Here is a 13,283-nt window from a genome sequence, read left to right as displayed (position 1 = left end):
CCCTCCAAATTTAAACAATTAGCATTTTCCCGTTTTCCACCTATCTCAACGGGTATAGGAAAAAGCACCTATAAAAAGAAAAGGGGGAGACGATGAATAAAGATAGATGGATTGATTATAAAATTTTTGTACCGTCATTATTGATTATTATTGGGATCAGTATTCCTTTCGCTTTGTATGAATCTGCCTCCCTGGATGTTCTTAATGAAATATTTAACTACATTGTCGAGGTTTTCAGCTGGGGCTACCTTTGGTATGGTGTCATTTTAGTTGCAGCAGGCTTGTATTTCTCTTTTTCAAAATACGGCAAGGTGGTGCTGGGAGATCCAGCAGAAAAGCCGAGATTTACTTTATTTGAGTACGCCTCCATTTTAATTGCAATGGGCGTTGGGTCAACCATTATGCGTACAGGCATGCTTCAGTGGACTTCTGTTGCAAATGATCCTCCTGCGGGCGTAGACCCGGGATCTGCAGAAGCTATTTTATGGGGAAATGCCTACAGCATGTTTTTGTGGGGATTTCAGGTTTTCGCCATATTTGTTTTGATCGCACCTGCGATGGGATATATTTTGCATGTTAGAAAGCGTCCATTAATGCGTATTTCAGAGGCGTGCCGTGTTTTGCTCGGGGACAGACTGACCGATGGCTGGGTAGGAAAAGCGCTTGACATCCTATTTCTTGTCAGCATTTTAATGGGAGCAGCCGTAACATTAGGTCTCGGCGCACCGATTGTCACGTATAATCTTTCTTCGCTCTTTGAAATTGAGGTCACGTATGGGCTGACTCTTGCTGTCACCCTCATATGGGTCGCTTTATTTTCCCTGAGTGCTTATTTAGGGATCGAAAAAGGCATTAAGCGATTGAGCACGTTTAATATGTATTTAGCCGGATTATTTGCTCTATTTATTATCGTTCTGGGCCCAGGTGTCTTCATCTTAAATTATTTTACAGACAGCGTATCGTTTCTATTATCAAATTATGTATCCATTTCGTTAAATACAGACTCCGTCTATCAGGGACAGGCTTCTCATATTCAAAGCAATACCGTATTCTGGTTTGCTTACAGTGCAACGTGGGCTATGCTTCACAGTGTGTTTGCTGCGAAGATTTCAAAAGGGCGGACGATCAAGGAAATGATTCTTACATATTTCCTGGCTCCGACTATGATCTCGTGGATTGCTACAGGTGTTCTGGGCGGGTTAGGTGTCCACCGTTATTTGACAGGAGAAGTTTCGGTTCTTGATCTGGTTGAAAATGAAGAAAGAATGGCAGCCATTCCTGTGATTTTGTCGACACTTCCTTTTGGGGAACTTTTCATCGGTGCGTTCATCATTGTTGCGCTAATCTTTCTTACCACAACACTTGACTCAACCACTTACACGGTTGCTGCTTACACCAGCACTAGTGATATGAGCAAAAATGAACCTCCGAGAATTTTGCGAATCGTGGTTGCGGGTGTTATAACGTTGATCAGCCTGATCCTAATGCGTGTAGGCGGACTGGCGCCGCTTGAAGTTATTTCAGGTTTAATGGGACTGCCGATTATTGTAGTTCAATTCGTTCTTATTTATGCAGCGAAAAAAATGATAGATCAGGATCTAGCCTGGAAGTATAATATTAGAAAAAATAATCAAGTATAATGAAACTTCATTTATAGATCTGGCGTAAGTAAAGTATTATGCAGAACAGGCGGGTGTTCAAATGGAATCTCGATCGATCTTGGAACACGAATTAAATGTGATTAAGGAATGGGAAAAGGATCAGGGGAAAGTCTGGTTTTGGGAAAGGCTGAGCCGGCTTCCATTTGCTTTTTTAGACAAATTAACGCCTGCTTTTATTCAAAAAAAGATAGCCAATCTTCTAGATGAGATGGGCAGCTTTGTTCAAAATGGCGGCCGTTATTTAACAAAAGAAAAAACTGTATTTCGCTTAATTGAAAAGAAAACCGGCAACCCAATCACCGGATATGAGGATATACAAGACCTTCCCTTGCTTCTTATGAAGGAAATGGCTTGCGAGCTGGGGGAACAAAGAAAAAGAACAGCTTCCATTCAAGGAGCAGCGACTGGGGTTGGCGGACTATTTACACTTGTGCTGGATATACCGGCGATCCTGGCAATAGGCTTGAAAACACTTCAGGAGATCGCGATCTTTCATGGATATGATCCAAAGGACAAAAGAGAGCGTGTCTTTATGCTGAAATGCCTGCAATTCACAGCTGCCGATGTCGTTGGAAAGCAGGCAATCCTTAAGGAGCTGGCTGATTACGACAATAGAAGCAATCCTTCAAAGGACGTAATGTCACAGCTTCAGGGCTGGAGGGAAGTGACCCTGACATTTACAGAGCAATTTGGCTGGAAGAAACTTTTTCAGCTGGTCCCAATAGCCGGTATTTTGTTTGGCGCCTTTGCCAATCGCTCGATGGTAGGGGATCTCGTTGAAACGGCAACCATGCTCTATCAGAAAAGACGAATTTCAGAACGCCTCACCCGGGCTACAATAAAGTGAGTCAGCAAATAGCCTGAGACATATTTTTGTCCCAGGCTATTGTTCTCTTATTTAAGTGAAGGGGAAAATTCAATCCTGAGTATTTTCTGATGGAGATATTCTTTTTTTATGATATTGGGTGGCCAAACATTCCCCAAATAGCTCGACTACTTTAATGAGAGAGACTGTTTCGTCTGTCAGGGTTGTTTTAATCGTTTTCGCTTTTTGGATGATATATTCTTGTTCCGTCATTGGCAAATCTCCCTTTTGTCTCTTTTTTCGTGTCTATTCTTTATTCATATGCATTAAATAAGAAAAATATGCACAAATAGAGAGAGACTGGGACAAAACTGAACAAGTTAAAAAACGAGGTAGTATTTATAAATAGTAATTGGGGAACGAAGCGGAAGGTGGCGACTCTTGCAGGATATGACGACAAGCTGAGCCTTTCCAGGGCAACGCCCTGGAAAGGCTCAGCGTCGTCCCTGCGGAAAGCGTCCACCTGAAGCGCAGTGAACCGGACAACGCGGCTGAGACACTTTTGACCAGTAGTCCCTTCTAATCCATCAGACTTATCGCTTTAAGTCAGGAGAGTATCTGCGGATTTTACTCCTCTGCAATAAGGAACAGATGTGGATGGACATTCGTTACCATAGGGGTTCGATTTTCCCGGATAGACGGATGGTGAATGGAAGGATTATAAGGGTAATGATGAAAAGGATTAAAGCAAGCACAAGAACGGCTGGAAAAGATAATTCAAAAAGGGTGCTTGTAAAGATTATGATAAATGGGAGCACGCCCGAGAGAAGCGCTGATCTTTTTCTTGTTTGTGAGTTAGCATATTGAGTGACACCACAGGCAGGACAGGACCACCCTCTATTAAAATTAAAGGAGAGCTTAATACATTCTGTCCACGGCCACGTCTTTCCACAATGGCTGCATGCCGGCACGCCGATCACCTCCTGTTAAAGTTTTTATTCCCTTCAGTCTCATTAGTAATCATTAAAAAAGCAGCTTTCAGAACGATCCATTATAATGAAGAAATATTATGATGATAATTAGAAAGGACTGATTAAAATGTATGAAGGAATACACCATGTATCGCTGCTTGTAAACGATATCGAACGATCCAAAGAATTTTACGGAGAAACTTTGGGCTTTACAGAAAGCCCTGAGCGTCCGGCGTTTGATTTCCCGGGAGCCTGGTATCAGGTCGGCAGCACGCAAATTCATTTAATTGTTCATAATAATGGAAAGACCCTGAGAGGAACAACGAAAATTGATTCGCGTGATGGCCATTTTGCTATTCGGGTCAGCAATATTGAAGCGTTTCTCAAACGAATGAACGAAAAAGGTGTGACGCTGCTCGATAAGCCGACGAATAAAACGGAGTGGCATCAAGTGTTTATTGCGGACCCTGATGGAAATATCATTGAATTTAACCATTAGAAGCGGTTAACCCTCCCTGATTTGCCCATGGTATAAGATTTAAAGTTGTTTTGTGCGATATACCTATACATTTCACCTCCACATACATACTTTATAGAGAGTGATTAAAACCCTCAAATTTCATGTTGGAGGTGAATATATATGTACGGATACGGCGGCTATGGCGGCGGTTGGGGCGGTTGCTGTGGCGGAGGCTACGGCAGCGGATTTGCTTTGATTGTAGTACTGTTTATTCTGCTTATTATCATTGGTGCTACTCTTTACTGCTAAAATAAATTAGACCAGTTCTCTGGTCTTTTTTTAATTCAATCGGGTTACAGGCTTATACCATCCTTTTTGTTTTTTCATATCCTATACAGAAACCTATGACATAAAACAGGGATGTGGAAATATGTTTGATCGTATCGAGAAAAAAACCGGTGTGAAGATGGATGATATTCTGAAGCTCGCCAAATCGTTAAAGGATGCTGATTTTAAAGATGAAAAAACAGTAAGATCTATTATCAGCAAGGTATCTTCAATGGCAAAGAAGCCCGTGACAAAGGAAAAAGAAGATATGCTGGTTCAAACGATTTTAAGCGGAAAAGTTCCGAAGGACCTCACCCAGCTTGGAGAAATGCTGAAGAAAAAGAAGTAGTATGCTTAGGCAGCTTCATGTAGTTGGAAGAAATCATAAAAAGATTGCCTTCATGAAAGAAAGTGATTCGTGAGGACAGTCTATTTTTTTGCTTTAAAAGATGGAGGCAGGCTTTCCCGCTCACCAAATGGGCTCCTTTGAATAATGTAAAAGGGTAGACGGAAAATTGAAAGGAGACAGCGATGCCGATTGTCGATACAAGAGTCTGGATAAGGACATTTATAGAAGAGTGTCAAAAAAATAACAGAAAACAATCAGCTGCTCTTCAAATGGAGACTATTGGAGGACCATTGAAATCTTTTTTTCCTCATATCCCCTCAAAAAACTTAATGAATCTGCTATTAAAGCAAGGGCTGTTTACAGCAGAAGAGTGGCAGGATATCAAGTTGGCTCAGAACCATCCAATTGAGTGGAATCCATGGGAAAAAGCTGAAAACGAATTATCACTATTAAAAAGAAAATGGTGCGGTCCTGATTGCCCGGTTATCATACTGCCAATTCGCAAGGAAAGAACCAAATCTCACGATCAGCTCCTTGAAAAAAATGGCTTGGCATTTAAAGAAGGGATGTTCCTTTTTATATCGCCTGCTATTTCTTCCCGCAGTTTTAAAGCTATCTTTGCCCATGAATATAATCATGTCTGCCGCTTGAACCACTTAGATGTACCCAATGAAAAAATGACCTTACAGGATTCGCTGATTATTGAAGGCCTTGGAGAATACTCGGTTAAGCAGACGGCAGGAGAGCAGTTTTTAGCTCCATGGACCGATTTATACACAGAGAAAGAAAGAATGAAGATATGGAAAAAAGTTTTTGTGCCTGGGTTATTGAGTAAAGGAACGGATCAGCATCGTAAATTCTTATATGGAACAAGCAGTAAAATGCTGCCTAGATGGATTGGATATCACATTGGCTTTCATATTGTCTCCTCCTATGTTCAAAAAAAAGGACCAACGTCAATGAAGCAATTATTGTCTATATCAGCCGATGAATTTATTTCTCAATCAGCATTTAAACTGGAGTAATTTTTACTTCAATTTAGAATGGAACTCTCTCTTTTGTTACAAACTAAATACAAAGAAAGACCTGAGGAGAGGTTTATGTGAAAATAGCGATTATCGGGGCGGGCTTATCCGGTCTTGCCTGTGCGTTAACTCTTGAAAAACATGGGTTAAAGGCAGACATATTTGAAAAAAGAGGAATGGCGGGAGATCGTTTTATTTATGCTGAAGCCATCTATTCCATGTTTCATTCTCCTTTCGATGATGCGGTTCAGTATTTATCAGAAGAACACGCTATTGACTTAAAACCTGCAAGTAATATTCAGAAAACATGGATCTGGACAGAAAATGAGTGTTCTTCCATAGAAGGCTGCTTAGGTTTTATTAATATGAGGGGAAAGCATGCGTTGTCATTTGAGAAGCAACTGGCAGATCAGCTTCAAGGTGAAATTCAGTTCCATCAAAATGTCAGCCATAGTGAGATATCAAGATCGTATACTCATATTGTTTTAGCAACGGGTGACGCCGCGGATACAGAAAAATTACAGCCCTATTACAGAGCTTTATCTGTTCGTTTTATCGGTGCTGTCGTTAAAGGTAAGTTTGAAGCAATGGTGGTTCATACATTTTTTAACAATCATTATGCACCAAAGGGAATGGGGTATTTGCTGCCGCATTCCGAACAAGAAGCATCGCTTATCTTGGTGTATCCTCAGTATCCGGAAAATGAGATGCTGAAAAAGGAAGATCTGTGGGAAAGATTCTTTCTTGAATGCTGTAGGAAACTAAATCAGGAGCTTTTAATCATCAGCACGTTTGAACTCGAGGATTACCAGATTGGCAAAACAGAAACTCCAAGGATCGGCAACACATTTTTCGTAGGAAATTGTTTTGGGTCAATTATGCCATTCTTTGGCTTTGGACAATTTGAATCAATGTTGACTGGCATATATGCAGCCCATGATATCGCGGGAAAAGGAAGGTATGAAGAACTTGTCCGTCCGCTGTATAAGAGCTACCACGATTCACTTACGTTAAGGAGGGGGATTGAACAGCTCAATAATAAACAGCTTGACTATTTGGCTGCATCCATCCGCAAGCCCCTGATTAGAAGACTTTTATTAAGTAAAAAGATAAGCGGCTTGAAGATTGCCAGCCGTTTGATCCATCCGTTTCAGAGAAAAGAATAGGCATGGTAAACAGCGTATTTGAGTACAGCCTGATTAGTTCGGCATGCCATCTTCTTTAATGTCTACATAAAAAGTGCCATCGGTTTGCTGACCTGCATAGAAGACCTCCGTAAGTGACTTTACACCGGCAATCTGAAGTTGCCCATGAAGCCAGGATTCAGATTGATTCATCTTTTTTAAATTTTCATAATGAATTTTTCCATCTGATACTAATGTTGTGGCCATTACACTTTTTTGGGAGTCAGCGTTTTTGTTTGGTAGTTTCTTTTTCAGCACGGACAGGTTTCCGTTTGTTTCAAAGATCGCATAGTCAACATCTGAGAGGTTAAAAATATCTTTATCCCTTAAAAGAGCCAGCAGCGCGTCTAAATCAAGACGTGCTTTTTTTAACTCCTTTTCCATTATTTTACCCTGCTTTATTAATATTTTCGGTTCACCGTCCAAAGCATATCTGATTTTTGGACTTTGAATATCGAGCCATTCAAGCCCAATTGTAATCGCGCTCCAGCCAATTAGACCAATCAAGCCGTTCCGTAAAGGTACATCCGGATTTATCGCAAGGTTCGCACCAATTGAACCAATTGCAATTCCTGAGACGAAATTAAAAAAAGTCAGTTGAGAGATTTCCTGTCGTCCCATAAGCCTGGTCAAAAGTAAAAGGACAAAGAAGGAGAGCATGATTCTCAAGATTAATTCTAAAACGGACATAAGTAAACTCCTCTCCGAATAAAGCACAGATAGGAATAGTATCTCTTTTTTACTTTCAAATATGTATGGAAGAAAGATGCGATCCAGCCTCAATTTCGGTTAAATTTATTGAACAGATTTTTTGTAAAAAATGACTATTATCCCCCTGGATTTGAACTAATTATTGTATTTTTATTCAGTTATAAAGAACGGTTTTATGAAAAAAATCATGTAGTTACTACGGATATCGAAATTTTCTGTTATATTACATACATAATTAAATGCTTATTTAATAGCGAAAGGCAGGAGAATTTGATGAAAAATTTGGTTTTACGCTCTGGAGCAGCGTTGATCGCTTTTATTCTTCTTTTTACAACAGCTTTTGGAGAAAATGGCACAACAAGTGTTCAAGCAAGTGAAGAAATCGGCTTGGATGTAAGCAGGTCTGTCTTTTCGATGACAGAGACCAGAACAGTAGAGGTAAAAGCAGACTTCGGGAAACAGGTTAATCCCGATCAATTAACCTTTTTATTCGGAGGAAAAGACATTTCAGAGTGGAAAAAATGGAGCGGAGGTACTGACTACAACGGGGAGCCTTTCATTAATGTAGTCGAAGGGCCTGAGTATACAGAAGGTTCAACTGAAATAACTGCAACGATTGAATTCGGTCTTTTGTACGATCGGTCTGATATATCTAGTCGCACCATACGTACACAGTATCAGCAGTTTATCGGTGACTATGAACTTGCCGTGATCGATTCAGAGAGTGGCGTAAAAGCAGCAACTGACGTTTCACTTAATGTATACGATGAATTTTTATTCTATGATGAACTAAAACCTGAAATCGATGAAATTTTCGAAGAAGCAAAAAGCAGCCAAAGCAACGACCGGTACCTGGAGTATCAAAAACTTGGTGAGTCTGTAGAGGGCAGAGATCTTCACTTTGTCATTTTAGCAAGAGATGAAAAAGCAGTAGATACATATTTAAACGAAACGCTCCCTGAGGCACTTGATGATCCTGAGAGTTTGCTTGAAAAACTCGAAAATGGAGAAATGGAAGATTACCAGGTTCCAATCTGGTTTAATAATATTCACCCGGATGAAGTAGAAGGTGTGGATGCGCAGATTGAACTGCTGGAAAAATTCGCACTTGATGAAGAGGTAGTGTTTACGAATACCGATGAAGAGGGCAATGAAATCGAAGAAACGATTCAAGTGGATGAAGTGCTTGATGATGCTATATTCTTATATATGTTTACCAATAATCCGGATGGACGAGCAGCAAACACGCGGGCTAATGCTGAAGGTTTTGATTTAAATCGGGATAATACAAATCAAACTCAGGTTGAAACGAAACATGTGACAGAAGAGATTGCCAAATGGACGCCATTATCATTTATCGATATGCATGGGTATGTGGATGGCTTTTTGATCGAACCGGGAACACCACCCCACAATCCGAATTTTGAGTATGATCTTCTCATAGGCAATATGCTGAACCAGGCTGACGCTATGGGACGTGCTGGTGTGGGGAATTCTGATTTATCCTCTTATTTTATTCCACAGCTGGAGTGGGAAGATGGCTGGGATGATATGACACCGGCCTATACAGCGATGTATGCAATGCTTCACGGGTCAATGGGGCATACCGTAGAAGTGCCGGCGTTGAGCCAGGATTCATTTGATGCAATGGTAGGGGTTGGATTAGGTTCTGCACTTTTTGTAGCAGAAAATAAGGATGAGCTGTTTAAAGATCAATTGGAAATTTTCGAACGCGGTGTTCAAGGGCAGGATGATCGTTCAGTGGATGAATATTTAGTAAACGCAGAAGGAGAATCCATTGGACGGGCCCGAAACGGCAATGAAAATTTTTTCCCTGAGTATTATGTTATTCCCAACACTGATGATGTGCAGAAAAATGTGCTCGAGGCGCATAAAATGGCAGAATATCTCATTCGCAACGGAATAAATGTAGAGGAGCTCACGACTAAAACCAAACTTAATGGGACTTCGTATCCAAAAGGTACTTTTATTGTGCCGATGGATCAAGCAAAGCGGGGCTTGGCAAATGCCGTCCTCTATGAAGGCGACAACGTATCAGACTGGAATGCTATGTATGACCCTATTGTTGTAAACTTTCCAGATCTAAGAGGCTTTGACGTAATTGAGGTACGAGAAGAGAATATGTTTAAAGACCGCACCAAAGAAGTGAAAGAGGTCACACTTCCGGATGGTAATGTAAAAGGAAATCCGCCTAAACAAATTGTGAAAAACAATACCAATGACACTGTTAAACTAGTGAATACACTTCTGCGTGAAGGAAAAAAAGTAGAAGTAGTCCTGGAAAGCAAGGGAAAAGCTTCAAAAGGAGATTACGTGATTCAATCAAGGTACCTGCACGAATACGCTGATGATTACTATTTTGAAGCAGCGTCTGCAGGGAACGGGAAAAGCTTGAAAACCACCGCTTTATCCCAGGCAAAAGTGGCGGCAACAGGGTCAGCACAATTAAATTTCTCGCTTAGACAGCTTGGATTTGAGCTTGTAGATGCGGAAAAAGCTGATGTCATTGTCAGTGACAGCGGCTCATTTACAGAAGAATCAGTTGAAGGAAAAGGGTTTATAGGAATCGGTGTCTCAGCTTTAAACGCAGTACGCAACAGCGGTGTATTGCCAGGGTTTAACTTTTCTTATACCCGCTCGAATCATGAAGGATTAGTCAAGGCTGATGTGTCAGACCACTTGATAACGTCAGGATATGAGAAAGAAGACTACCTTTATATCGCTACTGGCTCATGGATCACAACTGTGCCTGAAAAAGCTGAAGTGCTTGCACGTTTTGGAGATGAAGATGACTTCTATGTATCTGGATGGTGGCCCGGGTATGAGGGAGCAAAAGGTCAAACAATGGCCTTTACTCACGAGACAGAAAGCACAGACTTTACTCTTTTTGCCAATGAACTGGCCTTTAGAGGGCATACGCAATACAGCTACAGATTACTTGCCAATAGTATATTCGCCTCCGTTAGTGACGAAACAAAGACCAAAAAGCCAGGGAAGCCTAAACATCCTGGAAAAGGAAAAAAACATTATGAAACTGTAGGAAAAGATAAAATGAACGAAAAAGTAAGTCAAGGGAAAACCAATATGCAGGTTGAGCAAAATGCATTCGCACAAGCGATTCAATCAAAAGAAAAACTTAACCATGTCGTGCTCGAATCAGATTGGAATGGAGAAGGCGGCTCACTTGAAGTTGTTATCCCATCAAAAGCCGTTGCACAGCTGAAAAAGGCTCATAAAAAGGCAAGTATTGAACTAAGGACAGGCAAGTCAGTTTATCTGATTCCCCTGGATGACATTAATCTAAAAAAAGCATCAGGTCTTGGTGATGATTTCACCATTTCCATTACCGTAACGAAAGAGGATGAAACATACCCTGACAGAGAAGGCGAAAATAGTTTACAAAAGGTAAGTTTGATTTCGATTAAAGCAGTATCAGAAGATAAATCGAAAAATCTTTTAAATTTTAAATCTTTCTAACGGGGTGAACGTGAATGATTTGAAGACAGTTCGATGGGGAGGGAGCGGTTTCTGAAGCGTCCATCTTAAGCGAAGTAAACCGGTAAGAGAGCTTGAGACATTTTTGTCCCAGGCTCTCTTTTTAATTCTCATACAATAATTTTCAACGCTTATGAATAGTTCATGTGAATAAAAATATGGTAATAAGACAGCGGGGTGGAGTCATTTCTAAGCGGGCACCATTTGTAAAGGGGGAAAGATAGTGGGGGCCATAACAGGAACTGATTATATAAATCGAATTAATCGGTTGCAAAGTGAGGTATGGATTAACGGAAGCAGAGTGAAAGGGGATATTTCAAATCATCCTGCCTTTAAGGGAGTCATGAAAAGTCAGGCAGCCCTTTATGATTTGCAGCATAAGAAATCAATAAAAGAAATGATGACATTTCGATCACCACTGACAGGCAAGCAGGTAGGTGCTTCGTTTTTATTACCTGTATCAAAAGAAGATTTGCTTCAGCGGAGGCTGATGTTTCAGGAATGGGCGAGGACGCATGCAGGCATGATGGGAAGAAGTCCGGATTATATGAATACCGTGCTGGTGTCTCTTGTGGCATCTTCTTATTTACTTGAGGAAAGGGATAATTGCTTTCCAGAGCATATCCTTTCAATTTTTGAGCAGGCAAGGGAAAATGACTGGTCTTTTACGCATACCTTTATCGACCCGCAAGTGAACCGTGCACCCTATCAGTACTTAGAAATGCCCGATCAAATTATAGCTGCAAAAATTGTGGATCGTACAGAAGAAGGGATCATTATCAATGGAGCAAAGCTTCTGGCCACACAGGGTGGGATAACAGATGAAATTATTGTGTATTCGCCAGCAGGCATGCTGGATTCAGCTTATTCTTATTCTTTTTCCATTCCGAGCAATACAAAGGGCCTAAAATTCATTTGCCGGCAGCCTTTTTGCCATACGGAGTCAACCTTTGATTCTCCTCTGGGTTCCCGCTTTGAAGAGAGCGATGCAATGGTTGTTTTTGATCATGTACTTGTCCCATGGAACCGGATCTTTCATTATAATAACATCGAAGCGACAGACGTTCTCTCCAAGAAAGGGGCATATGCACAGCTTGCTCTTCATCAGGTAGCTTCAAGACAGGTTGTCAAGGTTGAATTTATTTTAGGAGTCGCTCAGCTGATGGTGGACAGCATCCAGATCGGCGATTATTTACATGTCCGTGAAAAGGTTTCTGAAATTATTGTTGCGCTTGAGACCATGAAAGCTCTGCTGCAGGCATCTGAAACGGGAGCTTCTATGGATCACGGATTTATGCTTCCTGATGTAAATCCGCTCTATACAGCAATTAATACCTTCCCCCGCATATACCCCCGGCTGACAGAGATTCTTCAGCTGCTTGGAGCAAGCGGTATGGTTTCAATTCCGTCAGAAGCGGATTTTCAGTCTGAAATCCGGGAAGACCTGGATCAATATCTCCAGTCGAAAACCATGGATGCATTCAGCCGGGTAAAACTTTTCAGACTTGCCTGGGATACATGCATGAGTGAATTTGGTTCCAGGCAAACCTTATATGAACGTTTTTTCTTTGGGGATCCTGCTCGTCTATCGAGCACATTGTATCAGATCTACGACCGCGCCCCCTATAAAAAGCGGGTAGAGGATATGTTTTTGAAATAACCTCTATTCACATTTTTAGGTATAAAAGGAATGAATGAAAAATTGTGGGAGAGCGGGCGTGTGAATTCTTATAAATAAGGGTATTTAAAAAGAACAGGATTGTAATTCAGATTGCACTGGAGGGATCATATGAGTCATCATCCAATGGTAATGTCAGCAAAGCGAATGATTCAGGAAGTATTTGAAGGACCGGCTGACCCGCATGGGGGCAGTTACTTTGTTAATTCTGAGCCTGATTCCGGCATTTTTGGTCTCCTTGAAACAATATCAGCCCAAAAAGCATCTCAGTCCATTAATGGAACCACTCTTGCAGCCCATGCCGATCATGTCCGATATTATGTATGGGGAACAAATGAGATCTTAAGCAGTGATGAAAATCCTGAAATGAATTGGGAAGAAAGCTGGAAAATTGAACATGTTTCTGATGACCAGTGGAAAAACATACAGCAGGAGCTTCGAACAGAGTACGAGAAATTACTGGATGGCGTGGATCGAATGAAATCTATTGATATCCACACAAACGAGGCTTTAGGTTCCATGGCTCACACTGCCTATCATCTTGGTGCAATGAAGCAAATGGTGAAGATGCTATAAGCGTTTTTTAAAAGGAAAGA

At 41.1% G+C, this 13,283-nt stretch carries 13 protein-coding genes; 10 read left to right on the top strand and 3 right to left on the bottom strand.

Annotation, left to right across the window (positions count from 1 at the left end):
• Positions 1-92: 92 nt before the first annotated feature.
• A complete protein-coding gene (locus ACQCT8_RS17600) occupies positions 93-1,640 on the top strand; it encodes a BCCT family transporter (RefSeq protein ID WP_426873310.1) in 1,548 nt (515 codons plus the stop codon).
• A gap of 61 nt (positions 1,641-1,701) precedes the next feature.
• Positions 1,702-2,508 (top strand): EcsC family protein, encoded by an 807-nt coding sequence (locus ACQCT8_RS17595; protein WP_426873308.1) that lies wholly within the window; start codon positions 1,702-1,704, stop codon positions 2,506-2,508.
• A gap of 69 nt (positions 2,509-2,577) precedes the next feature.
• Here ACQCT8_RS17595 and ACQCT8_RS17590 read toward each other — a convergent pair whose 3' ends face one another.
• Positions 2,578-2,739 carry a hypothetical protein gene (locus ACQCT8_RS17590; protein WP_426873306.1) on the bottom strand — a complete coding sequence of 54 codons (162 nt, stop codon included), beginning with the start codon at positions 2,737-2,739 and terminating at the stop codon, positions 2,578-2,580.
• Between the two features lie 395 nt (positions 2,740-3,134).
• Positions 3,135-3,437: a TIGR04104 family putative zinc finger protein gene (locus ACQCT8_RS17585; protein WP_426873304.1), complete on the bottom strand. Its 303-nt coding sequence runs from the start codon at positions 3,435-3,437 to the stop codon at positions 3,135-3,137.
• Positions 3,438-3,564: 127 nt separating this feature from the next.
• Here ACQCT8_RS17585 and ACQCT8_RS17580 point away from each other — a divergent pair, with 127 nt between their 5' ends.
• The 5 genes from ACQCT8_RS17580 (at position 3,565) to ACQCT8_RS17560 (ending at position 6,764) form a co-directional block, all read left to right on the top strand.
• Positions 3,565-3,936, top strand: a complete 372-nt coding sequence (locus ACQCT8_RS17580; protein WP_426873302.1) for a VOC family protein — start codon at positions 3,565-3,567, stop codon at positions 3,934-3,936.
• A 141-nt stretch (positions 3,937-4,077) separates the two neighbouring features.
• The gene (locus ACQCT8_RS17575; RefSeq protein WP_426873300.1) at positions 4,078-4,206 is read left to right on the top strand and encodes a YjcZ family sporulation protein; all 129 of its coding nucleotides are present in this window, start codon (positions 4,078-4,080) and stop codon (positions 4,204-4,206) included.
• Between the two features lie 121 nt (positions 4,207-4,327).
• Positions 4,328-4,573, top strand: a complete 246-nt coding sequence (locus ACQCT8_RS17570; RefSeq protein ID WP_278242350.1) for a stage VI sporulation protein F — start codon at positions 4,328-4,330, stop codon at positions 4,571-4,573.
• Between the two features lie 182 nt (positions 4,574-4,755).
• A complete protein-coding gene (locus ACQCT8_RS17565; RefSeq protein WP_426873298.1) occupies positions 4,756-5,598 on the top strand; it encodes a DUF2268 domain-containing protein in 843 nt (280 codons plus the stop codon).
• 77 nt (positions 5,599-5,675) lie between these two features.
• The gene (locus ACQCT8_RS17560) at positions 5,676-6,764 is read left to right on the top strand and encodes an FAD-dependent oxidoreductase (RefSeq protein ID WP_426873296.1); all 1,089 of its coding nucleotides are present in this window, start codon (positions 5,676-5,678) and stop codon (positions 6,762-6,764) included.
• Between the two features lie 33 nt (positions 6,765-6,797).
• On the opposite strand, the gene ACQCT8_RS17555 is transcribed toward ACQCT8_RS17560, so the two are convergent.
• Positions 6,798-7,472, bottom strand: a complete 675-nt coding sequence (locus ACQCT8_RS17555) for a DUF421 domain-containing protein (protein ID WP_426873294.1) — start codon at positions 7,470-7,472, stop codon at positions 6,798-6,800.
• A gap of 294 nt (positions 7,473-7,766) precedes the next feature.
• On the opposite strand from ACQCT8_RS17555, the gene ACQCT8_RS17550 reads away from it, so the two are divergent.
• From ACQCT8_RS17550 to ACQCT8_RS17540, 3 genes are all read left to right on the top strand, one after another.
• Positions 7,767-10,991 (top strand): M14 family metallopeptidase, encoded by a 3,225-nt coding sequence (locus tag ACQCT8_RS17550; RefSeq protein WP_426873292.1) that lies wholly within the window; start codon positions 7,767-7,769, stop codon positions 10,989-10,991.
• A gap of 241 nt (positions 10,992-11,232) precedes the next feature.
• The gene (gene hpaB / locus ACQCT8_RS17545; RefSeq protein ID WP_426873291.1) at positions 11,233-12,669 is read left to right on the top strand and encodes a 4-hydroxyphenylacetate 3-monooxygenase, oxygenase component; all 1,437 of its coding nucleotides are present in this window, start codon (positions 11,233-11,235) and stop codon (positions 12,667-12,669) included.
• Positions 12,670-12,798: 129 nt separating this feature from the next.
• Complete coding sequence (locus ACQCT8_RS17540; protein ID WP_426873290.1) at positions 12,799-13,263, top strand: hypothetical protein; 465 nt, start codon at positions 12,799-12,801, stop codon at positions 13,261-13,263.
• Positions 13,264-13,283 lie beyond the last annotated feature (20 nt).

It is taken from the genome of Jeotgalibacillus proteolyticus, assembly GCF_050107735.1.
In the GTDB taxonomy this organism is placed as follows: Bacteria; Bacillota; Bacilli; order Bacillales; family Jeotgalibacillaceae; genus Jeotgalibacillus; species Jeotgalibacillus proteolyticus_A.
The sequence above is the reverse complement of the archived record's forward strand: the minus strand, read 5'-3'. Positions and strand labels throughout refer to the sequence as shown.